Here is a 23838-nt window from a genome sequence, read left to right as displayed (position 1 = left end):
AGTGGAATGATGAAAAATCTACCATTGTAACGTTCCGCCATTTATTCGTTTTATTCCTTTTATAGAAGCGAGTTCACCTATTAATTGAAAAAGCGCTAAATCTTTTTGTTTGCTCTCAATCATGATGTCGAAGTCTTGATTTATATTTTTGGCAATGGATAAAAAGGGTTTTATAAATGTAGCATCAATATAATCAGCGTGAGCCCTGAATTCTTTCTCAGATCTTGGTGAAGAAATATGAACTTTAGGAATAGTATTTGTATGGTTCCATGTTTCAAAAATAGCTGGTAATAGATCTTCTATTGGCTCATCACAAAGATTTGCCATGTGATGGTGATAATCAAATACAAAGGGGATTCTTTCTTGCTGACAAACGGCCAATGTTTCAGAAGTTGTATAGGTTTTATCATCATTTTCAAGTGTCATTTGCTGCTTGATATAGGATGGTAGCTTTTTTATGTTCTCATGAAAACGCAGGATCGCTTGTTCTTTATTGCCGTATGCACCTCCTACATGGATATTGATATAGGAAGAATTCGCTATCCCCATGGCGTCTAATATGTTGTAATGATATGTCATATCTAAAACAGCATTATCTGTAATATGAGATTTTTCACTTGTAAACAGTGTGAATTGGTTTGGATGAAAGCTGACTCGCAAGTTATGCTCTCGAATGAATTTCCCAATCTTACGCCAAAAGGGCATAAATATATCGATATAATTAAAATCCACTTCAGGATGCGTTGCTAGTGGAACGATAGAAGAAGACAAGCGATATAATGGGATTTCATGTGCGATATTGTAATGTAGGATACGTAACGTATGCATAAGGTTTTGTTTTGTAACATTATATAGTTTCTCTTCCCGTTCTTGTTTCCCTAGCTTTTTCCACGTTGTAAACGTCATTGTTTTTGCAGGGGAACAGTCCCACAATGCGACTGCATGTGAGACATATCCAAAGCGTATAATCATACATGAAACACCTCGTAACTTTCGTAAGTTGCTCTATAAGAAAAACGCAAGCAATGTTCCAATCCACTCTTTCCCCTTATCAATAAGGGAGAGAGAGGAGACGTCTTTCCAAGTAAGCAATGTAGAGCTTTCTATATCTTTGCTAATTTGAATTTTAATTTCTTGTATAAAGTCCTGATTATATAGAAGACAATTTATTTCGTGATTGGTATATAGACTTCTCATGTCAACATTGGCTGTCCCAATATCACAAGTATGATTGTCTACCATAATAATTTTCGCATGAAAAAACCCTTGCTGAAATTCATAAATGTTACAACCTGCTTTTATTAGCTTCCGGCAGTATGGTAATTTAGCCTCCCGAACGAGCGGATGATCTGCCTTTTTGGGAACAAGGATTGTAATGTGAACGCCCCGTTTTTTTGCTTGTAATAAGGCATCCATAATTTTTTTACCAGGAATAAAATAAGGTGTGCCAATATATAATTCTTCTCTCGCACTTTCAATAAGTGATACAAAGGTTTCTTGCAAATAGGCTCCGTCTGTTGGAATAAAACGATGTAAAATAGGGCCTGCTGGTTGTTTAGGAAAAAATGATGTTTCTTCTAGTAGATCTTCATCTGTATCATCACGCCAATCGTGCAAAAATTGTTTTTGTAAATCTTGCACCCCTTCTCCGGTTAAACGCAAATGATAGTCGCGCCATAAACCTAATTTAGGGTCGTGTCCTAAATACTCTTCTCCGATGTTGAACCCGCCGATATAACCGATTTCTCCATCAATAATCGTAATTTTACGATGGTTTCTTTGATTTGCAGAGAAGAAGAGAAAAGGAAATTTAAATTTGTGACAAAATGAAAAAGAAACACCGTGTTTTTGTAATAAATGGATGGACTCCTTAGGTAATTGATGACTTCCTAGGCGATCAAGAAGAAGTCGCACTTGGATTCCTTGTTTTGCCTTGTTGATAAGTAATTGTAAAAATTCGTGACTCACTTTATCATTTTTAACAATAAAAAATAAAACATGGATATGGTGCTGAGCTTTCTTAATATCAGTAAATAAATCATCGTATAAGACCGTTCCATACGTATAAAGTTTAAAATTGCTCTGTCGTAAAGGGAATGAGCGAGGGCGTATTCTTTTTAAATGGAACATTCTTCCGTATGAAAGGTCTAGGATAATCCATATCGCAAAACATGTTAGTAAGAGAGATAAGAGGATCAGTACCAATCGCCTCCCTTTTTAGTCATTTTTACCTTGCTGTTTGTAAGAAATGAGAACACTATTACATAAAAGTTCACTTTATAGTTTCACCTAAATAAATAGCTTTATGAAAAAATGTTGTGTTGTATAACAAAAAACTGTTGACTGAATGCTCACTCATTATATAATGGGAATAGAGGATATAATTCAGAAAATTATTTATTTTCGAAGATTCTAAAAGAAAGAGGGCATACAAAGAGAGGGGTAGCATAAAAATGAATAGTTTACTGATCATGAATTGGCTGGCTGCCATTGCTGTTATTGTTTATGCGGGATATTTGTTTGTATATCTTATACGAACGAGGATGGCCTACATACAATTAGGAAAAAAAGTAGAATTTGATCGCCGCTTTAAAGAACGATGGGATCTTCTGAAGGTCAACGTTTTCGGCCAAAAAAAATTGCTGAAAGATAAAAAAAGCGGTATTATGCACGTTATGTTTTTTTACGGATTTATTCTTGTCCAGTTTGGAGCAATTGACTTCATTTGGAAAGGACTCGCACCAGGATCACATCTTCCACTTGGACCACTATACCCTGCATTTACATTCTTCCAGGAAATTGTCACACTTATGATTTTAATCGCAGTCTTTTGGGCTTTTCATAGAAGATATGTTGAAAAGCTTGTTCGTTTAAAACGAAATTTTAAATCGGGCCTTGTTCTTATTTTTATCGGAGGCTTAATGCTTTCTGTTCTACTTGGTAACGGTATGGGCCTTATATGGCATGGCGAGGAGCTTTCATGGAGCGAACCGATCGCTTCCGGAATCGCTTATATTTTTTCAGGAGTAAATGAAACCGTAGCCATTTCGGTGTTCTATTTCTCTTGGTGGGTGCATTTACTTATTTTGTTAACGTTTTTAGTTTATGTACCACAATCAAAACATGCACATTTAATCGCTGGACCGGCCAATGTATTTTTTAGCCGTCTTTCTAATCCAGGAAAGCTTGAAAAAATTGATTTTGAGGATGAAACACAAGAAACATTTGGGGTTGGGAAAATTGAAGACTTTAGACAAAACCAACTCATTGATTTATACGCATGCGTAGAGTGCGGGCGTTGTACAAATATGTGTCCGGCAACAGGGACAGGAAAAATATTGTCGCCAATGGATTTAATTGTAAAACTTCGCGACCATCTGACAGATAAAGGAGCAGCGGTGACATCAAAGGTACCGTGGGTTCCAGCAGTTGCATTTAACAATACACAAGGAAATCAGTTAGCGCTGGCATCGGGACAAGGACAACACGAATCGGCAGCGGCACTTGCTTATGATCCAAGCTTAATTGGGGACGTCATTACAGAAGAAGAAATTTGGGCATGTACAACATGCCGTAACTGTGAAGATCAGTGTCCGGTTATGAATGAGCATGTCGATAAAATTATTGATTTACGTCGTTATCTTGTTCTAACAGAAGGAAAGATGGATGCGGAAGCGCAGCGTGCAATGACAAATATTGAACGCCAAGGGAATCCGTGGGGGCTGAACCGTAAAGAGCGTGAAACATGGCGCCAAGGCGATGACGAGGTAACGGTTCCGACTGTGAAAGAGAAAACAAAAGCTGGCGAAGAGTTTGAATACTTATTCTGGGTTGGCTCTATGGGCTCGTATGATAATCGCAGTCAGAAAATTGCGATATCGTTTGCGAAGCTTATGAATAAAGCGGGCATCTCATTTGCAATTCTTGGTAACAAAGAAAAGAACTCTGGAGATACGCCGCGCCGCCTCGGAAATGAATTCGTGTTCCAGGAGATGGCAACTAAAAATATTGAGGAGTTTGAAAAAGCAGGTGTGAAGAAAATCGTTACGATTGATCCGCATGCTTATAACACATTTAAGAATGAGTATCCAGACTTTGGCTTACAAGCGGAAGTCTATCACCATACAGAATTATTAGCACAGTGGGTGAAAGAAGGACGATTAGAGCCGGTTCACTCTATTGAAGAAACGATTACGTATCACGACTCCTGTTATTTAGGAAGATACAACGAAGTATATGAGGCACCACGTAATATTTTAAAAGCAATTCCAGGTGTGAAAGTTGTTGAAATGGAGCGTAACCGTGAAACAGGCATGTGCTGCGGCGCAGGTGGCGGGCTTATGTGGATGGAAGAAACAGCGGGCTCGCGCATTAACGTTGCACGTACAGAGCAAGCACTTGCAACGTCACCGTCAATCATTGGTACGGGATGTCCGTATTGCTTAACGATGATTAGTGATGGTACGAAAGCGAAAGAGGTAGAGGAACGAGTTCAAACGCTTGATATAACAGAGATTTTAGAGCGCTCTGTAATCGGGTCTAAGAAAGAAGTTATGTAATACGTAAGAATCCATACAACTTTAGAAAGAGGTGCAAGATTTGCACCTCTTCTCAGCGTAAGGGTACCGAGCGGGCGCTCAGCGCCGAAAAAAAGAAATGGGGGAAATAAACGTGGTAAGAACAGTTATTTTAAGTGCTACAAGAACACCGGTTGGAAAGTTTGGGGGATCTTTAAAAGATATAAAAGCAACGGAACTTGGAGGAATTGCAATTAAAGCTGCGCTTGAAAGAGCGGATGTTGCTGCAAACGATGTTGAAGAAGTTATATTTGGAGCGGTGGTTCAAGGAGGACAAGGGCAAATCCCTTCACGCCAAGCGGCAAGAGAAGCGGGGCTTCCTTGGGAAACGCGCACGGAAACGGTGAATAAAGTTTGTGCATCAGGTCTTCGCTCTGTGACGTTAGCGGACCAAATTATTCGCACTGGAGATCAAACGCTTATTGTAGCGGGTGGAATGGAATCTATGAGTAATAGTCCTTATATTTTACAAGGTGCACGCTGGGGATATCGAATGGGACATAATCAAGTTGCCGATTTAAATGTAGTAGATGGCTTAACATGTTCATTCTCTGGCATACATATGGGTGTGTATGGCGGAGAAGTTGCGAAAGAGGACGGAATCTCTCGCGAAGCGCAAGATGAATGGGCGTACCGTAGCCATCAGCGCGCAGTTGCCGCACAAAAAGAAGGAAGATTTGAAGAAGAGATCGTTCCTGTCTTAGTACCGCAGCGAAAAGGAGATCCGATTGTTGTTACAAAAGATGAAGCACCGCGTGAAGATACAACAGTAGAGAAGTTAGCAAAATTAAAACCTGTATTTGATAAGACGGCAGCAGTAACAGCTGGGAATGCACCGGGATTAAATGACGGCGGCGCAGCGCTTGTATTAATGAGCGAGGACAGAGCGAAGCAAGAAGGAAGAAAACCGTTAGCAACAATTTTAGCGCATACAGCTATTGCAGTAGAAGCGAAGAATTTCCCAAGAACGCCAGGTTATGCGATTAATGAGCTGTTGAAAAAAACAGGTAAGACAGTGGATGAGATTGACCTATTTGAGATTAACGAAGCCTTTGCAGCAGTTGCGATTGCAAGTGCTAATATTGCGGGAATTGATCCGGAAAAAATTAACGTAAATGGCGGCGCAGTTGCGATGGGGCATCCAATTGGAGCAAGCGGGGCGCGTATTATTGTAACGCTTATTCATGCATTGAAGCAGCGCGGTGGCGGAATTGGAATTGCTTCGATTTGTAGCGGTGGTGGCCAAGGCGACGCAATTATGATTGAAGTTCATTAATAAAAAGGGGGAGAAAAAATGAGTGTACAAAAAATAGTTGTAATTGGTGCAGGGCAAATGGGATCAGGTATTGCACAGGTGTGTGCGATGGCAGGGTATGACGTGTATATGCAAGATTTGAAGCAAGAGCAATTAGACAGGGGATTATCCATTATTACAAAAAATTTAGCACGCCAAGTAGAAAAAGGGCGCATGGATGAAGCAGTTAAAGAATCAACTTTAAATCGCCTTACAGCGACGCTTGAGCTAAATTGTGTGAAGGAAGCGGACCTTATTATTGAGGCGGCAGTTGAAAAAATGGATATTAAAAAGAAAATTTTCGCGAATTTAGATGAAATCGCACCAGAACATGCGATTTTGGCGACAAATACATCGTCGTTACCAATTACGGAAATTGCAGCAGTAACAAAGCGTCCAGAGAAAGTGATTGGAATGCACTTTATGAATCCAGTTCCAGTGATGAAACTTGTGGAAATCATCCGCGGACTTGCAACAGACGATGCAGTATACGAAACAATTGAGGACATTACAAAGAAAATTGGGAAAGTACCTGTTGAAGTAAATGACTTCCCTGGCTTTGTTTCGAACCGTATTTTATTACCGATGATCAATGAGGCAATTTATACGCTATATGAAGGTGTGGCGACGAAAGAAGCAATCGATGAAGTCATGAAGCTTGGGATGAATCATCCAATGGGACCATTAACATTAGCAGATTTTATTGGTTTAGATACATGCCTATACATTATGGAAGTCCTACATGAAGGGTTAGGGGATAGTAAGTATCGCCCATGTCCATTGTTACGTAAGTATGTAAATGCTGGCTGGTTAGGAAGAAAAACAGGCCGCGGCTTCTATGTATACGAGTAAGAAGTGATAGGTAGGTCTCCCTCTTTGTATAAAGTAGTGGTCTTACCAGGAAAACGAAAGAAGAAATATAGCAAATGGAGGCGGGGCATATGAATTTTCGTTTTACAGAAGAGCAGCAGATGATGAGGAAAATGGTGCGAGATTTTGCACAAAAGGAAATCGCTCCCTTTGTTCCAGAGATGGAACAAGGGGTGTTTCCTAGAGAAATCTTGACGAAAATGGGTGAACTTGGACTTATGGGGATTCCAGCGCCAGCGAAATATGGCGGTGCGGAAATGGACTTCATTTCATACATTTTAGCTATCGAAGAATTATCCAAGGTGAGTGCAACCATTGGTGTTATTTTGGCGGTACATACATCGGTTGGAACAAACCCAATTTTATATTTTGGAACAGAGGAACAAAAACAGAAGTATGTTTCTAAACTAGCAACAGGTGAATATTTAGGTGCATTTGCTTTAACGGAGCCGAATGCAGGCTCAGATGCAGGTAGCTTAAAATCAAGGGCCATAAAAAAAGACGACCACTATGTCATTAATGGATCAAAAGTATTTATTACAAATGGAGGCGAGGCGGATACATATATCGTATTTGCTTCTACGAATCCAGATGCAGGGAAAAGTGGAATTTCCGCGTTTATTGTAGAGAAGGATACACCAGGTTTAATCGTTGGGAAAGACGAACATAAGATGGGATTACTCGGCTCTCGTACAGTGCAGCTAACATTTGAAGATATGAAGGTGCCGGTAGAAAACTTGCTCGGTGAAGAAGGACAAGGTTTTAAAGTCGCAATGGCGAATTTAGATGTTGGTCGCATTGGTATTGGTGCACAGGCACTTGGAATTGCCAAGGCAGCGCTAGCGTGTGCAGTGGATTATGCGAAGGAGCGTCAGCAATTTGGGAAGCCGATTGCGGCGCAGCAAGGACTTGGTTTTAAACTAGCGGATATGGCTACGAGCGTAGAAGCTGCAAGGTTACTTGTATATAGGGCGGCATCGCTTAGAGCGCAAGGACTTCCGTGCGGGAAAGAGGCATCTATTGCAAAGTTATTTGCTTCGAAAACAGCGGTTGATGTCGCAATTGAAGCCGTGCAAGTATTTGGCGGTTACGGTTATACGAAAGATTATCCAGTTGAGCGATTTTTCCGTGATGCAAAAATTTGTGAGATCTATGAAGGAACGAGTGAAATACAAAGACTTGTTATTAGCCGTGCACTATAAGAAGACAAGAGCGAGGAGGAAGAAACGTGCATTTTAAATTATCAGAAGAACACGAAATGATCAGAAAGATGGTTCGGGACTTTGCGAGAAATGAAGTGGCACCAACAGCTGCTGAGCGCGACGAAGAAGAACGATTTGACCGTGCTTTATTTGATCAAATGGCAGAGCTTGGTTTAACAGGAATCCCGTGGCCTGAAGAATACGGCGGAATTGGAAGCGATTACTTAGCTTATGTAATTGCTGTAGAAGAGTTATCCCGTGTTTGTGCTTCTACAGGTGTTACATTATCTGCTCATACGTCACTTGCTGGTTGGCCTCTTTTTAAATTTGGAACAGAAGAGCAAAAACAAAAGTTTTTACGCCCAATGGCTGAAGGAAAGAAAATTGGCGCATACGGTTTAACAGAGCCAGGTTCTGGTTCAGATGCAGGCGGAATGAGAACGACGGCGAAGCGTGATGGTGACCACTACATTTTAAATGGTTCTAAGATTTTTATTACAAACGGTGGTATAGCTGATATTTACATTGTCTTCGCATTAACTGATCCAGAATCAAAGCAGCGCGGCACGAGTGCATTCATTGTAGAAAGTGATGCACCAGGATTTTCAGTTGGCAAGAAAGAGAGCAAGCTAGGGATCCGCTCTTCTCCGACAACAGAAATTATGTTTGAAGACTGCCGCATTCCTGCTGAGAATTTACTTGGCGAAGAAGGACAAGGATTTAAAATTGCAATGCAAACACTCGACGGTGGACGTAACGGTATTGCCGCGCAGGCTGTTGGTATCGCACAAGGAGCCTTAGATGCTTCTGTGGAGTATGCGAGAGAAAGACATCAGTTTGGGAAGCCAATTGCCGCGCAACAAGGAATCGGTTTTAAACTAGCGGATATGGCGACAAATGTAGAGGCATCGCGTCTATTAACATATCAAGCTGCTTGGCTAGAATCAGAAGGACTTCCATATGGAAAAGAATCAGCGATGTCGAAGGTATTTGCTGGGGATACAGCGATGAAAGTTACGACGGAAGCGGTGCAAGTATTCGGTGGGTATGGGTATACAAAAGATTATCCAGTGGAACGATTCATGCGTGATGCAAAGATTACGCAAATTTATGAGGGAACACAAGAGATTCAAAGACTTGTAATTTCTCGCATGTTAACGAAATAAGAGAAAAAGCGTAGGGATCTTCCTACGCTTTTTCCTTCCAAATGATAGAGAGAGGTGAAGGGGATGGTTAAGCATAATGTGCATGCATCTGTAAAGGATGAGAAGTTAGTTGCACTAAGGCGGGAGCAGATGATTAAAGGAGCGGTGCAGCTCTTTAAGCAAAAGGGATTTCCTCGTACAACAACGAGAGAAATTGCAAAAGCAGCTGGATTTAGTATTGGGACACTTTACGAATATATTCGTACGAAAGATGATGTATTGTATTTAGTATGTGATAGCATTTATGAACATGTAAAAGAGCGATTAGAAGAAGTAGTGTGTACAGAAAAGGGTAGCATTGAAAGTTTAAGAATAGCCATTACGAACTATTTTAAAGTAATGGACGAATTGCAAGAAGAAGTATTAATTATGTATCAAGAAGTGCGATTTTTACCAAAAGAGTCTCTTCCATATGTACTAGAAAAAGAGTTTCAAATGGTGGGGATGTTTGAAAATATTTTAGAACAGTGCACAGAAAATGGCACATTTTCATTAACGAAAAAGGAAATACAATTACTGGCTCATAACATTTTTATTCAAGGACAAATGTGGGGATTTAGACGCTGGGCATTGCAGAAACTGTATACGTTAGAGGAATATACAGAAATGCAGATTAGGTACGTATTAAATGGGGCGCATATGGTGCCGAAATAAAAAGTTATATAAATATAAAAAGCACTTTTTTTAGATGGAAGGGAGGTTCCGGCCATGGGTAGAAGCGGTCAGAGCCTTTTTTGGCCCCATGCCGAGGATCAAAAATAAAGAAATACAAAAAATAGTAATCTCCTCTTTTTAAGGTGGGGGAGAGGTTCCGGCCGAGCATAGAAGCAGTCAGTGCCCCTTTGAGCCTCGATTTATCTAGTCTATCCCGCTATTTGTGGTCAGTCAGACTTCTACCTCGATATTCAGAGGAGAACGAGGAGGATAGGTGGGTGATTGACTGCCTGTACAAGCCCGATTGGTGAGTGCTAATAATCCGTGGGGAGGAAGAAAACTCTACGGATTAAAGTTTCACTTTATGCGATTGAATTTTTTAAATCATGTTCTATAATTACTTTTATCGATTGCTTATGAAAGTTTCCCTTTTTTTTTGTAGCATATTTGTTGGAGTTTTGTTTATAATGAATAGTATGGATTTTTTTAAACAGGCCGTTATATATAGGATTATATTTTAAGAAAGGAAGTGCCGCATAAGTGGATTTTAAGAAATGTTCACCAGAAGAGCTAAAAGAATTTTCCATGATTGAAGTTGTACATAGTGTTTTAGAGGATAAAAGACAGGCAACGTCATTCCATGATTTAGTTCAAGAAATCGCTCAAGTGCTGGGACTAACTCAAGAACAAGTTGCTGCAAAGATTGCGCAATTTTATACAGATTTAAATATCGATGGACGTTTCATCAATTTAGGAGAAAACCGTTGGGGGATACGCAGTTGGTACCCATACGAGCAAATTGATGAAGAAATCTTACCTCAACCAAAGCCTAAGAAAAAACGTAAGGTTGAAGAGGAAGAAGATTTTGATGACTACGAAGAAGACGAAGACGACTTCGATAGTGAAGACGACAGCGAAGACGAAGACGATGTAGAAGATTTGGACGAGGTTCTTGAAGACGACGATGATCTTGATGATTTAGATGATGACGATGATGATGATGATGAATTCGCTGACGAAGAACTTGAGTACGATGAAACAGAAAAAGAAGAGGAAGAACTGTAGTTCTTGACTTTTCATTATCGTCCATGTAGAATCATTTTTGGGCTCTTTAAAACAGGACGATAATACTTTTAAAGTGTAAATATAAAAGAAAATTGCTCCCTACTTATTACTTTTCGTGATGAGGGGAGCAATTTTCTTTTTTGTTTTTTGTTTAGAAAATAAAAAGAGTCTAACAATAAGTATAGATACGGTGTGATCTACATACGTTGCGCTTTGCAACGGTGATTATATAACAACAAAGTAGAAGGGAGTACTTTTATGACTAAGTATATTTTCGTAACAGGCGGTGTAGTATCTTCTTTAGGGAAAGGGATTACAGCAGCATCTCTTGGAAGACTTTTAAAAAATCGTGGTTTAAACGTAACAATTCAAAAGTTTGACCCATACATTAACGTAGACCCAGGGACAATGAGCCCATACCAACACGGTGAGGTATTCGTAACAGATGATGGCGCAGAAACAGACTTAGACCTTGGTCACTATGAGCGTTTCATTGACATTAACTTAAACAAATACAGCAACGTAACAACAGGTAAAATTTACTCTTCTGTTCTTCAAAAAGAGCGTCGCGGTGAATATTTAGGAGGAACAGTTCAAGTTATTCCTCACATTACAAATGAAATTAAAGAGCGTGTATATCGTTCAGGCCGTGAAACAAATGCGGATGTTGTTATTACAGAAATCGGGGGAACTGTTGGTGACATCGAGTCTCTACCATTCCTAGAAGCAATTCGCCAAATTAAGAGCGACATTGGTCGTGACAACGTAATGTACATTCACTGTACATTAATTCCGTACTTAAAAGCGGCGGGTGAAATGAAAACAAAACCAACGCAACATAGCGTTAAAGAACTTCGTAGCTTAGGTATTCAGCCAAATATTATCGTTGTTCGTACAGAATTGCCTGTTTCTCAAGATATGAAAGACAAACTTGCTTTATTCTGCGACATCGATACAAAAGCAGTTATTGAAGCACGCGATGCAGATACGTTATATGCAGTTCCATTATCTCTTCAAGAGCAAAATATGGACCAAATCGTTTGCGATCACTTAAAACTAGACAATCCAGCTGCGGATATGACAGAGTGGACTGCATTAGTTGAAAAAGTACGTAATCTTTCTAAGAAAACAAAAATCGCTCTTGTTGGTAAATATGTAGAGCTTCAAGATGCATACATCTCTGTTGTAGAAGCACTTCGTCATGCAGGTTACTCATTCGATACAGATGTAGAAGTGAAATGGGTAAACGCTGAGCATGTAACAGCAGAAAATGTAAAAGAATTAGTGGGCGATACAGATGGTATCCTTGTACCAGGTGGCTTCGGCGATCGCGGTGTAGAAGGAAAAATCGCTGCAATTCAATACGCACGTGAAAATAAGGTTCCATTCTTAGGAATTTGCTTAGGTATGCAGCTTGCATCAATCGAATTTGCACGTAACGTATTAGGATTAGAAGGAGCTAACTCTTCTGAAATTAATCCTGACACACCTTATGCAATCATCGATCTATTACCAGAACAAAAAGATGTAGAAGACTTAGGTGGTACACTTCGTCTTGGTTTATATCCATGTAAGCTTACTCCAGAAACAAATGCTTACAATGCATATAGCGAACCAGTTGTATACGAGCGCCATCGTCATCGTTATGAGTTCAACAATGAATTCCGTAAAGACATGGAAGGTGCTGGATTCATCTTCTCTGGTACAAGCCCAGACGGTCGTTTAGTAGAAATCATTGAATTACAAGATCATCCTTGGTTCGTGGCAGCACAGTTCCACCCAGAACTTGTATCTCGTCCAAACCGTCCGCAACCATTGTTCCATGATTTCGTAAGAGCTTCTATTACGAATAAAGAAAGCAAGTAATAAAAAAGCGCCTGAAATAGGGCGCTTTTTTTTAGTTGTAGAGAAAGGAACAGACAAGAAGAAACTGGATGAAATGCTGCGTTTGGTAGCGCAAATTGGTAGGTGAAATTTTATCGGCGTTTTTTCAAATATATCAACCGTTTCTCACAATATATCGACGCTCCGACAAATAAAGACAAAAAAGGTGCCCGAAACGGAGCACCTTTTTGTCTTTTATTCATATTCGTTTATTATTTCATCAATTGTAAATTTTAATCCGTGATAAGCAAATAGAGTTAAGATTAAACTTGGGAAACCGTAACGGTTACCTTCATCATCAGGGATTAATCCTTTTAGCAATTTTATATCAATATGTACATCTGTGAATTGTTCTAATGATTCAGTACCTTCTTGAACGGCCGAAATACCAACAATGGATTGCCCATCTTCTTGTAGTTTCTTTGCAATTGAAATAGTATGTTCATCTGTCGAAAAACGACTAATAAGAAGTACGCGGTCTGCGGGTGTAACCTCTGCTTGGTTACCATTTTCTATTAAGCGTTTTGCTTGTTTTAGTGGTTCATTGCCATACAGGGCTTCAAGAACAACACCTTCCATTTCCCTTGTACCGTGTAAATAGACAATGCCATCACCAATTAATGCTTGAGCAAGTAGACGGGCACTATCTTCTATGTTCATCTCTTCTTTTTGAGAAATTCTTGTGAAATAACCACTCAGTTGAGTTGAAAAAATTTTTAACATCTTGATACTCCTTTCTAACGTGTTAAGACGGCTTTTATTATAGCTTATTTTTTCAGAAAGGCGAAGTAATAGGGGTGGCATAACAAAATAGTAGGCGGTAAAATAAGAAAGAATAGGAAGGAATTTGGTAAAGAATAGCGAAAATAAATCGAATAAGGTATAAGAAGCTTTTAATCTTGTATTTACACGGAAAGGTTGGGGACTATGGAAGGGAAAATTTTAATCGTTGATGATCAATATGGCATTCGTGTGTTATTGCATGAAGTGTTTCAAAAAGAAGGTTATCAAACATTCCAAGCAGCAAATGGATTTCAAGCTTTAGATATCGTGAAAAAAGATAATCCAGATTTAGTAATTTTAGATATGAAAATTCCAGGTATGGATGGTATAGAGATTTTAAAACATGTAAAAGAGATTAATGAAGATATTAAGGTGATTTTAATGACCGCTTATGGGGAGCTTGATATGATCCAGGAAGCGAAAGATTTAGGAGCCTTAATGCACTTTGCTAAACCGTTTGATATTGATGAAATTCGCCAAGCAGTACGAAATGAAATTGCTGTAGAGGCTTAAAAAATGAATTTTTTATAAAAAATTTGGAAAAAAGCGTTTACATGGACTGATGAGCAGGTGAATACAGTTGAGTTTTTGAGTACAAGTTGTTATCCTATTGAGTGTAGAAAAAAGTCCGGTATGTAAATATACATGTTTTACCTTATTCTGGTCATACTACCAGCGATAAGAACTTATCGGATACAAAAAACGTTTTTTAGGAGGATTCATCATGCCTTTAGTTTCCATGAAAGAAATGCTAAACAAAGCACTAGAAGGAAAATACGCAGTTGGTCAATTCAACATGAACAACTTAGAGTGGACTCAAGCTATCTTAGCTGCTGCGGAAGAAGAAAAATCTCCTGTAATCTTAGGTGTATCTGAGGGTGCAGCTCGTCATATGACTGGTTTCAAAACAGTTGTAGCTATGGTTAAAGCTTTAATCGAAGAAATGAACATTACTGTTCCTGTAGCGATTCACCTTGACCATGGTTCAAGCTTTGAAAAATGTAAAGAAGCAATCGATGCAGGTTTCACATCTGTAATGATCGACGCTTCTCACCACCCATTCGAAGAAAACGTTGAAACTACTAAAAAAGTAGTAGAATACGCACACGCTCGTAACGTATCTGTAGAAGCTGAGCTTGGTACAGTTGGCGGACAAGAAGACGACGTAATCGCTGAAGGCGTTATCTACGCTGATCCTGCAGAATGTAAGCACCTAGTTGAAGCAACTGGTATCGACTGCCTAGCTCCAGCTTTAGGTTCTGTACATGGTCCTTACAAAGGTGAGCCTAACTTAGGATTCAAAGAAATGGAAGAAGTTCGTGACTCTACTGGTGTACCTTTAGTACTTCACGGTGGTACTGGTATCCCAACTGCTGATATCGTAAAATCTATTTCTTTAGGTACTTCAAAAATCAATGTAAACACTGAGAACCAAATCGAGTTTACAAAAGCTGTTCGTGAAGTATTAAACAAAGACCAAGAAGTTTACGATCCTCGTAAATTTATCGGACCTGGACGCGACGCTATCAAAGCAACTGTTATTGGTAAAATCCGCGAATTCGGTTCTAACGGTAAAGCGTAAGAATAAAATTCCGTTTTGGAAACCGTCTACTCTTTTAGACGGTTTCCTTTCGTTGTATAATGAAAGCGTGAACATATCTTAAGATTAATTCAATTTCTACATTTCTTCATATTACCTATATATGAAGGGAGTTTTTTATTCCTTTGAAATATACAAGTGGAACATAATGCGCATAATCCTATTAATAAATGTAATAACGTATCTAAAGAGATTGATGAATCAATCTTGACAGGCAGTTAGTCTTCATCTGTTCGCTTAAGAGATAACTACTTTTAGGTGAGGTCTTACTGCTTGTTAAGTTTAGACCAGATAGGGCAGGGATATTTTGGTTGATAGTTTGCTGAACGAATGAGATGCTTAAGAAAATACTTTCTATTTTCTTTATTAAAAAAAGAAAGTAAATACATTCACAAGAAGGGAGCTCAACATGGAAAAGTTGCTGATTGAAGGTGGACGACCTTTAAACGGATCAATTCGCGTGAGCGGTGCAAAAAATAGTGCTGTTGCTCTAATTCCAGCGACCATTTTAGCTGATACTCCAGTGACCATCGGTGGTGTACCTAATATTTCAGATGTGAAGATGTTAGGGGATCTATTGGAGGAAATTGGTGGGTGTGTAACGTATGGTCAGGAGGAAGAAATGACAGTTGATCCTTCCAAAATGGTCGCGATGCCTTTGCCAAATGGAAAGGTAAAAAAATTACGTGCTTCTTATTACTTGATGGGCGCTATGCTTGGCCGATTTAAAAAAGCTGTAATTGGGCTTCCTGGTGGATGTCACTTAGGACCAAGACCAATCGATCAGCACATTAAAGGGTTTGAAGCATTAGGCGCACATGTGACAAATGAACAAGGTGCAATCTATTTAAGAGCGGATGAATTACGAGGAGCTCGTATTTATTTAGATGTTGTGAGTGTAGGAGCAACGATTAACATTATGCTAGCGGCTGTGCGTGCAAAAGGTAGAACAGTGATTGAAAATGCTGCAAAAGAACCAGAAATTATTGATGTAGCGACATTATTAACAAGTATGGGCGCACGGATTAAAGGCGCTGGTACAGATGTAATTCGTATTGACGGTGTGGACTTTTTGCATGGCTGTCACCATACTATTATTCCAGACCGAATTGAAGCGGGTACGTACATGATTTTAGGTGCGGCGTCTGGTGGAGAAGTAACAGTCGATAACGTAATCCCACAACATTTAGAATCAGTCACTGCAAAATTACGAGAAGCTGGTGTGCAGGTTGAAACGAACGATGATCAGATCACAGTAAATGGGAATCGTAGGCTCCGGACAGTTGATATAAAAACACTTGTCTATCCAGGTTTCCCGACGGATTTGCAGCAACCTTTTACAACTCTTTTAACGAAGGCATATGGAACAGGGGTTGTAACAGATACGATTTACGGTGCTCGTTTTAAACATATTGATGAATTGCGCCGGATGAATGCGCAAATTAAGGTAGAGGGTCGTTCTGCGATTGTAACAGGACCTGTCTCATTGCAAGGAGCAAAGGTAAAAGCGAGTGACTTACGAGCGGGTGCTGCCCTTGTAATTGCAGGTTTAATGGCTGAAGGAATTACAGAAGTAACAGGTCTTGAACATATTGATCGAGGCTATGAAAATATAGTAGACAAGCTTAAGGGTCTTGGTGCAAATATTTGGCGAGAACAAATGACGCGACAAGAAATTGAAGAAATGAAAAATGCATAATGTTTAATGCTTTACTACGTAGTAAAGCATTAAATTGGTGAAGCTTCCGTTAATGGGGGACGAAGAATCACCGTTGACGGAAGCTTCACGTTATAGAAAGAAAACAGTTCACAAAATACGGCATAAATATTAAGGCTTAAAGGAGAGGGATTATTGTGGAAAGAAGTTTATCTATGGAGTTAGTACGTGTAACAGAAGCTGCAGCATTATCATCAGCGCGTTGGATGGGACGCGGGAAAAAAGATGAAGCAGATGGTGCAGCAACATCAGCGATGCGCGATGTATTCGATACAATTCCGATGAAAGGGACAGTCGTAATTGGCGAAGGAGAAATGGATGAAGCGCCAATGTTATACATCGGGGAAAAATTGGGTACAGGTTATGGACCGCGTGTCGATGTTGCAGTTGATCCGTTAGAAGGAACAAATATTGTCGCAGCTGGGGGCTGGAATGCACTTGCTGTTATTGCGATTGCGGATCACGGTAATTTGTTACATGCTCCTGACATGTACATGGATAAAATTGCGGTTGGACCAGAAGCGGTTGGTGCAGTTGATATTGATGCACCTATTATCGATAATTTACGTGCTGTCGCAAAGGCGAAAAATAAAGATATTGAAGATGTTGTGGCAACAGTTTTAAACCGTCCACGTCACCAAGCAATTATTGAAGAAATTCGTAAAGCTGGTGCTCGTATTAAGTTAATTAATGACGGTGACGTAGCTGGCGCGATTAATACGGCATTTGATCGTACAGGGGTTGATATTTTATTCGGTTCTGGTGGTGCACCTGAAGGCGTTCTTGCAGCAGTTGCATTAAAATGTTTAGGTGGAGAAATTCACGGGAAACTTCTTCCTCAAAATGAAGCCGAATTAGATCGTTGTAAAAAAATGGGCATCGAAGATATTAATCGTATTCTTCGTATGGAAGACTTAGTAAAAGGTGACGATGCAATCTTTGCAGCAACAGGTGTAACAGATGGAGAATTACTACGCGGTGTTCAATTTAAAGGAAGCGTTGGTACAACAGAATCCCTTGTTATGCGTGCAAAATCCGGAACAGTTCGCTTTGTTGATGGACGCCATAGCTTAAGCAAAAAACCAAACTTGGTTATTAAATAAAAAAGCGGAGGCAGCTCGTTCAGAATCGCAGGGCATTGGAGCTCTCGACTGAGAAGCGCTTTTGGCTTCGACCGAGAGAGCGAAATGACCGGAGATTCTAGCCGCCGGAGCTGGATTAAATAAAAGCGGAAGCAGCTCGCTTAGAATAGGAGGGGGATGGAGCTTCTGACAAAGAGGCGTATTTTGCCTCGTAGGAAGACGCGAAGCCACCGACTGTTCTAGCTGCTGGAGCTAGATAAATAAAAAGTGGAAGCAGCTCGGTCAGCTCTGACTGGCTAAGGTTCTTAGGCACGAAGCCACCGACCATTCTAGCCGCTGGAGCTTTTGATCTAGTGACTATCCAAATGCTATAAATAGAGAAAAAACGGAAGCGGTATAAAAGCGGAGACAATTTTTCTTGTCTTCGCTTCTTGTATTTGTGTTACAACGTATTGATTAAAACTAGACAAAAGGGTTACAATAGTGAATATTACCTACTTGAACTTATTGCCTTTCATTATTATGTATTTGCCTCCGTATATTTTCCCTTTACCCATTTAAAAAGAGAATAATGTTAAAGTGTGGTGTCTGAATGAATTTGTCAATTGCAGCATTAGAAAACATGAAATTAAAAGAGTTATATGAGCTTGCGAAAGAATTTAAGATTTCGTATTACAGTAAATTAACAAAGAAAGAGTTAATTTTTGCTATATTAAAAGCTCGTGCAGAAAAAGAAGGTTTCTTCTTTATGGAAGGTGTACTCGAAATTATTCAATCAGAAGGTTTTGGGTTCCTACGTCCAATTAACTATTCTCCAAGCTCGGAAGATATTTATATTTCAGCTTCGCAAATTCGTCGCTTTGATTTGCGTAATGGAGATAAGGTTTCTGGTAAAGTACGCCCGCCGAAAGAGAATGAACGCTATTTTGGATTGCTACAGGTTGAAGCAGTAAATGGTGATGACCCAGAATCTGCAAAAGAGCGAGTGCATTTCCCTGCATTAACGCCATTATATCCAGATCGTCAAATGAAACTGGAGACGGAGCCGAAGAAGCTGTCAACACGCATCATGGATTTAATTGCACCAGTTGGATTTGGACAACGTGGTTTAATTGTTGCGCCTCCAAAGGCTGGTAAAACGATACTATTAAAGGAAATTGCTCATAGTGTCACAACCAACCATCCAGAAGCAGAATTAATCGTACTTTTAATCGACGAACGTCCAGAGGAAGTAACGGACATTGAACGTTCTGTTAAAGGTGATGTTGTAAGTTCCACTTTCGATGAAGTGCCAGAAAATCATATTAAAGTAGCCGAACTTGTATTGGAACGTGCGATGCGTCTTGTAGAACATAAAAAAGACGTTATCATTTTAATGGATAGTATTACCCGTTTAGCGCGTGCTTACAACCTTGTTATTCCACCAAGTGGACGTACATTGTCAGGTGGTATTGATCCAGCTGCATTCCATAGACCAAAGCGATTCTTTGGGGCAGCTCGTAATATCGAAGAGGGCGGTAGCTTAACAATTTTAGCAACGGCACTTGTTGATACAGGTTCTCGTATGGACGATGTCATTTACGAAGAATTTAAAGGAACAGGAAATATGGAACTTCATTTAGACCGCTCGTTAGCTGAGCGTCGTATCTTCCCAGCGATTGATATTCGTCGTTCTGGTACGCGTAAAGAAGATCTATTAATTCCGAAAGAACATTTAGACAAGCTATGGGGTATTCGCAAAACAATGCGTGACACACCAGACTTTGTTGAAAGTTTCTTACGTAAACTTCGCCAAACGAAAACAAATGAAGAATTTTTACAAAACATTGTTGCAGATTCTAAAAGATATGTAACAACAAAGTAAAGGGAAACGGTGATAACTCGCTTATGTTTATACTAAGCGAGTTTTTTCATGCCTTTGTGTGAAAAAACTTAGCCGGTCAGAGCTAAGCGAGCCACTTCCACTTTTAAATATATCCAGTTCCAGCGGCAAGAATGGTCGGTGGCTTCGCGTCTTCCTGCGAGGCAAAAAGCGCCTCTACGTCAGAAGCTTCATCCCCCTTCCATTCTGGACGAGCCGCTTCCACTTTTATTTTATATCCAGTTCCGACGGCTAGAATCTCCGGCCATTTTGCCCCCTCGGTCGAAGCAAAAAAGCGCTTCTCGGTCGGGAGCTCCAATGACCTGCGATTCTGAGCGAGCCGTCTCCACTTTTATTTTAACAATGCTAAAAACAGGTAGTTGCAAAATGAAGTTAGCCTTGTTATAATTTCATCATATGTGTTTCATCAATATAGTTGTGATTGCAGCTAAAGATGAAAAACTCTGTTTCGAAAATGATTCAGGGCGGAAGGAGATGAAAAGAATGAAAGCAGGAATTCATCCAGATTACAAGAAAGTTGTATTCATGGACACTAACACAGGCTTCAAATTCTTAAGCGGATCTACTAAAGGATCTAGCGAAACGGTTGAGTGGGAAGATGGAAACACTTATCCATTACTAAAAGTTGAGATCAGTTCTGATTCTCACCCATTCTACACTGGACGTCAGAAGTTTGCTACTGCAGACGGACGTGTTGACCGCTTCAACAAGAAATACGGTCTTAAGTAATAAAAACATAAAACAGGCAAGTGTATCTATTCGCTTGTCTGTTTTTTTTGCGAAAATATTAAACCTTTACCTACTTTGGATAGAAAAAGTGGATGAAAGGAGAGCTCAATGTACTTAATAAATCAAAACGGTTGGATTGAAGTGATTTGCGGGAGTATGTTTTCTGGAAAATCAGAGGAGCTCATCCGCCGCATACGCCGTACACAATTTGCAAAGCAAAATGCGATTGTATTTAAACCATGTATTGATAACCGTTATAGTGAAGAAGATGTTGTATCACATAATGGATTAAAGGTAAAAGCAGTTCCTGTTTCAGCTTCAAAAGATATATTTGATCATATAACAGAGGAAATGGACGTTATTGCAATTGATGAGGTGCAATTCTTTGATGGGGACATTGTGGAAGTGGTGCAAATATTGGCAAATCGTGGTTATCGTGTCATTGTAGCCGGTTTAGACCAAGATTTCCGTGGTCTACCATTTGGACAAGTTCCTCAGCTGATGGCGATTGCCGAGCATGTAACGAAGCTGCAAGCAGTTTGTTCTGTATGCGGATCTCCAGCAAGTCGTACACAGCGTTTAATTAATGATGAGCCAGCTTCTTTTGATGATCCGATTATTTTAGTTGGAGCTTCAGAGTCATATGAACCACGCTGTCGACATTGTCATGCTGTGCCTACAAAACAAAGATAAGTAAAACTCGCTACATAGGGCGGGTTTTTTTCGAAAATAAATGAGTGGGGCGAGCCGCTTGCGCTTTTAAATGATATCCAGCTGCGCCTCCTAGGTCCTTGTGTCTAAGAACCTTCCCAACGAGAAGGTAAAAAACACCTTCTGTGGGAAAGAACCTTAGCCACCGGACCTAAGCAGTCGGCTCCGCTTTTAAGTGATATCCAGCTCCAGCGGCAAGAATGGTCGGTGGCTTTACTTCTTCCTGTGAGGCAAAGAACGCCTCTATGTCAGAAGCTCCATCCTCCTCCCATTCTGGGCGAGCCGCTTGCGCTTTTAAAATGATATCTAGTTCCGGTGGCAAGCTCTTCGCGTCTAAGAACCTTCCGCACAAAAGGCAAAGAGCGCCTTGTGTGCGAAAGAACCTTAGCCGGTCAGAGCTGAACGAGCCGCCTACACTTTTAAATATAATTTGCGTTTTTTTGATTAAGTACCATATACTATTTGTATTAGATACTAGGATGTTGAGGTGAATGATGTGTTAGATCGTTTGCAAGCTGTAGAAGATCGTTATGAGAAGTTAAACGAATTATTAAGTGACCCAGAAATTATTAGTGATTCAAATAAGCTTCGTGAATATTCAAAAGAACAATCTGATATTCAAGATACGGTAGAGGTGTACCGTGAGTATAAAGATGTTCGTGAGCAATTACGAGATGCAAAAGCAATGTTAGAAGAGAAGTTAGATGCTGAAATGCGTGACATGGTAAAGGAAGAAGTTTCAGAATTAGAGGGACAAGAGAAGGAATTATCAGAGCGTCTGAAAATTTTACTTGTTCCAAAAGACCCGAACGATGATAAAAACGTTATCGTGGAGGTGCGTGGTGCTGCTGGTGGCGACGAAGCTGCTTTATTTGCTGGTGATTTATACCGTATGTATAGTCGTTATGCTGAGGTACAAGGTTGGAAAACTGAAATTATCGAGGCAAGCTATACAGAGTTAGGTGGATATAAAGAGATTATCTTTATGATCAACGGTAAAGGTGCTTTCGCAAAATTGAAATTTGAAAATGGTGCACACCGTGTGCAACGTGTTCCAGAAACAGAGTCTGGGGGACGTATCCATACTTCTACAGCAACTGTAGCTGTATTACCAGAAGCAGAAGAAGTAGAAATTGATATCCATGAAAAAGATGTTCGTGTTGATACATTTGCTTCTAGTGGTCCTGGTGGGCAAAGTGTTAATACAACGATGTCAGCGGTACGTTTAACGCATTTACCGACTGGTGTAGTTGTATCTTGTCAGGATGAAAAGTCGCAAATTAAGAACAAAGAAAAAGCAATGAAAGTATTGCGTGCGCGTGTTTATGATAAGTTTAGACAAGAAGCGCAAGCTGAGTACGATCAAAACCGTAAGCAAGCTGTTGGTACGGGAGACCGTTCAGAGCGTATCCGTACGTATAACTTCCCGCAAAACCGTGTTACAGACCATCGAATCGGTTTAACGATTCAAAAGCTGGATCAAATTTTACAAGGTAAGTTAGATGATTTCATTAACGCCTTAGTGATGGAAGATCAAGCACAAAAGATGGAGGCAGCTGAGTAATGCGTGTCTATGAAGCCCTGAAATGGGCTTCTTCTTTTTTACAGGAAAATGGACGAGATGAAAATGCGGGAGAAATTGTCCTTTGTCATGTATTAAAGACGAACCGAACAGGTTTAATGATGAATATGCGTGAAGAAATATCTGAGGAACAAGAGAAGACTTTTACGGAGTTTATTCATAAACACGTTGATGGGATTCCAGTTCAATATATGATGGGATATGAAATGTTTTATGGTCGTTCGTTTTTCGTAAATGAAGAGGTGTTAATACCAAGGCCAGAAACAGAAGAGCTTATCGTAGGCGTGCTAGATAGAGTCCAGCGCATGTTTGGGAAGCAGGAACTACATGTAGCGGATATTGGCACGGGAAGTGGAGCTATTTCAATTACACTTGCTTTAGAAAATCAAAATCTTCATGTATATACGGTAGATATTGCAAAAGAGTCGATTGAGGTTGCGCAAGAAAATGCGAATGCATTAGGTGCTAATGTAACGTTCTATCACGGTGATTTACTATCACCATTTTATGAAACGGGGCAAAAATTAGATGTTGTTGTTTCCAATCCACCTTATATTCCAGAAGAAGATTGGAGAGGTCTTTCTCCAGTTGTAAAAGAGCATGAACCAAAGCGTGCTCTTGTTGGCGGGGAAGATGGACTTGATTTTTATCGCCGCTTTATGGAAGAATTGCCAAACGTTTTGCAGAAAAAGGCGATTGTTGCTTTTGAAGTAGGGATAGGGCAAGGTGAAGATGTGAAGGGATTATTGCAGCAAACATTTCCACATGCTCATGTAGAAGTTGTTTTTGATATTAACGGAAAAGATCGTATGGTCTTTGCAGAGATGGAGTAAGGTAGAGCCTTACTCCATTTTTTTGTGAAGATGTTGCCAAATGAAAAGAAGAAAAGTACTGAACTAATGAGAATTGGTGGGGCGGGAAAATGGTAAATGAAATTTTATCAGCGCAAATTAGAATATATCGACCATTTCTCGTGATATATGATGATGTATAAAAGTATG

The 23838-nt window shown here is 39.9% G+C and carries 21 protein-coding genes and 1 pseudogene; 17 read left to right on the top strand and 5 right to left on the bottom strand.

The window, feature by feature from the left end; all coding sequences use genetic code 11:
* Positions 1–18: 18 nt before the first annotated feature.
* Both uvsE and cls read right to left on the bottom strand, forming a co-directional pair.
* Positions 19–972, bottom strand: coding sequence for a UV DNA damage repair endonuclease UvsE (uvsE, locus tag CN373_RS12565; RefSeq protein WP_000586781.1), 954 nt, complete (start codon positions 970–972; stop codon positions 19–21).
* Between the two features lie 33 nt (positions 973–1005).
* Entirely contained in the window at positions 1006–2199 is a 1194-nt protein-coding gene (cls, locus tag CN373_RS12560) for a cardiolipin synthase (RefSeq protein WP_033664854.1), read from the bottom strand.
* 254 nt (positions 2200–2453) lie between these two features.
* Between cls and CN373_RS12555 the strand changes: the two genes are divergently transcribed.
* From CN373_RS12555 to pyrG, 8 genes and pseudogenes are all read left to right on the top strand, one after another.
* Positions 2454–4559 (top strand): heterodisulfide reductase-related iron-sulfur binding cluster, encoded by a 2106-nt coding sequence (locus tag CN373_RS12555; protein ID WP_098359461.1) that lies wholly within the window; start codon positions 2454–2456, stop codon positions 4557–4559.
* A 9-nt stretch (positions 4560–4568) separates the two neighbouring features.
* Positions 4569–5853 (top strand): annotated as a pseudogene (locus CN373_RS12550) (acetyl-CoA C-acetyltransferase).
* 18 nt (positions 5854–5871) lie between these two features.
* Positions 5872–6723 carry a 3-hydroxybutyryl-CoA dehydrogenase gene (locus CN373_RS12545; RefSeq protein WP_000116036.1) on the top strand — a complete coding sequence of 284 codons (852 nt, stop codon included), beginning with the start codon at positions 5872–5874 and terminating at the stop codon, positions 6721–6723.
* Positions 6724–6812: 89 nt separating this feature from the next.
* The gene (locus CN373_RS12540; protein ID WP_001011200.1) at positions 6813–7943 is read left to right on the top strand and encodes an acyl-CoA dehydrogenase; all 1131 of its coding nucleotides are present in this window, start codon (positions 6813–6815) and stop codon (positions 7941–7943) included.
* A 26-nt stretch (positions 7944–7969) separates the two neighbouring features.
* On the top strand, positions 7970–9109 hold the full coding sequence (gene acdA, locus CN373_RS12535; RefSeq protein WP_000545560.1) for an acyl-CoA dehydrogenase AcdA: 1140 nt from the start codon (positions 7970–7972) through the stop codon (positions 9107–9109).
* Positions 9110–9172: 63 nt separating this feature from the next.
* The gene (locus CN373_RS12530) at positions 9173–9802 is read left to right on the top strand and encodes a TetR/AcrR family transcriptional regulator (protein ID WP_000238602.1); all 630 of its coding nucleotides are present in this window, start codon (positions 9173–9175) and stop codon (positions 9800–9802) included.
* Between the two features lie 540 nt (positions 9803–10342).
* Positions 10343–10867, top strand: coding sequence for a DNA-directed RNA polymerase subunit delta (rpoE, locus tag CN373_RS12525; protein WP_000346045.1), 525 nt, complete (start codon positions 10343–10345; stop codon positions 10865–10867).
* A gap of 258 nt (positions 10868–11125) precedes the next feature.
* Positions 11126–12733, top strand: coding sequence for a CTP synthase (pyrG, locus tag CN373_RS12520; RefSeq protein WP_000170444.1), 1608 nt, complete (start codon positions 11126–11128; stop codon positions 12731–12733).
* A 213-nt stretch (positions 12734–12946) separates the two neighbouring features.
* Here pyrG and CN373_RS12515 read toward each other — a convergent pair whose 3' ends face one another.
* The gene (locus tag CN373_RS12515) at positions 12947–13474 is read right to left on the bottom strand and encodes a DUF2529 domain-containing protein (protein ID WP_098359459.1); all 528 of its coding nucleotides are present in this window, start codon (positions 13472–13474) and stop codon (positions 12947–12949) included.
* Between the two features lie 204 nt (positions 13475–13678).
* On the opposite strand from CN373_RS12515, the gene spo0F reads away from it, so the two are divergent.
* The 5 genes from spo0F (at position 13679) to rho (ending at position 19797) form a co-directional block, all read left to right on the top strand.
* Entirely contained in the window at positions 13679–14047 is a 369-nt protein-coding gene (gene spo0F / locus CN373_RS12510; RefSeq protein WP_000398590.1) for a sporulation initiation phosphotransferase Spo0F, read from the top strand.
* 211 nt (positions 14048–14258) lie between these two features.
* A complete protein-coding gene (locus CN373_RS12505) occupies positions 14259–15116 on the top strand; it encodes a class II fructose-bisphosphate aldolase (RefSeq protein ID WP_001131854.1) in 858 nt (285 codons plus the stop codon).
* Positions 15117–15543: 427 nt separating this feature from the next.
* Positions 15544–16833 carry a UDP-N-acetylglucosamine 1-carboxyvinyltransferase gene (gene murA / locus CN373_RS12500; RefSeq protein WP_000413269.1) on the top strand — a complete coding sequence of 430 codons (1290 nt, stop codon included), beginning with the start codon at positions 15544–15546 and terminating at the stop codon, positions 16831–16833.
* A 155-nt stretch (positions 16834–16988) separates the two neighbouring features.
* Positions 16989–17954, top strand: coding sequence for a class II fructose-bisphosphatase (glpX, locus tag CN373_RS12495; protein ID WP_098359458.1), 966 nt, complete (start codon positions 16989–16991; stop codon positions 17952–17954).
* A 571-nt stretch (positions 17955–18525) separates the two neighbouring features.
* Positions 18526–19797, top strand: coding sequence for a transcription termination factor Rho (gene rho, locus CN373_RS12485; protein ID WP_001053901.1), 1272 nt, complete (start codon positions 18526–18528; stop codon positions 19795–19797).
* A 103-nt stretch (positions 19798–19900) separates the two neighbouring features.
* Here rho and CN373_RS25560 read toward each other — a convergent pair whose 3' ends face one another.
* On the bottom strand, positions 19901–20113 hold the full coding sequence (locus CN373_RS25560; protein WP_165771898.1) for a hypothetical protein: 213 nt from the start codon (positions 20111–20113) through the stop codon (positions 19901–19903).
* 185 nt (positions 20114–20298) lie between these two features.
* Between CN373_RS25560 and CN373_RS12475 the strand changes: the two genes are divergently transcribed.
* Complete coding sequence (locus tag CN373_RS12475) at positions 20299–20544, top strand: type B 50S ribosomal protein L31 (protein WP_000643436.1); 246 nt, start codon at positions 20299–20301, stop codon at positions 20542–20544.
* Positions 20545–20652: 108 nt separating this feature from the next.
* Positions 20653–21237, top strand: a complete 585-nt coding sequence (locus CN373_RS12470) for a thymidine kinase (protein WP_098359456.1) — start codon at positions 20653–20655, stop codon at positions 21235–21237.
* Between the two features lie 169 nt (positions 21238–21406).
* On the opposite strand, the gene CN373_RS25400 is transcribed toward CN373_RS12470, so the two are convergent.
* A complete protein-coding gene (locus tag CN373_RS25400; protein ID WP_098557874.1) occupies positions 21407–21607 on the bottom strand; it encodes a hypothetical protein in 201 nt (66 codons plus the stop codon).
* 144 nt (positions 21608–21751) lie between these two features.
* Here CN373_RS25400 and prfA point away from each other — a divergent pair, with 144 nt between their 5' ends.
* Positions 21752–22819 carry a peptide chain release factor 1 gene (gene prfA / locus CN373_RS12460; RefSeq protein ID WP_033664853.1) on the top strand — a complete coding sequence of 356 codons (1068 nt, stop codon included), beginning with the start codon at positions 21752–21754 and terminating at the stop codon, positions 22817–22819.
* Complete coding sequence (gene prmC, locus CN373_RS12455; RefSeq protein ID WP_098359454.1) at positions 22819–23670, top strand: peptide chain release factor N(5)-glutamine methyltransferase; 852 nt, start codon at positions 22819–22821, stop codon at positions 23668–23670. The genes prfA and prmC overlap by 1 nt, the downstream gene beginning before the upstream one ends.
* Positions 23671–23838: the final 168 nt, after the last annotated feature.

This window comes from Bacillus cereus (assembly GCF_002561295.1).
GTDB lineage: Bacteria > Bacillota > Bacilli > Bacillales > Bacillaceae_G > Bacillus_A > Bacillus_A cereus_S.
The sequence above is the reverse complement of the archived record's forward strand: the minus strand, read 5'-3'. Positions and strand labels throughout refer to the sequence as shown.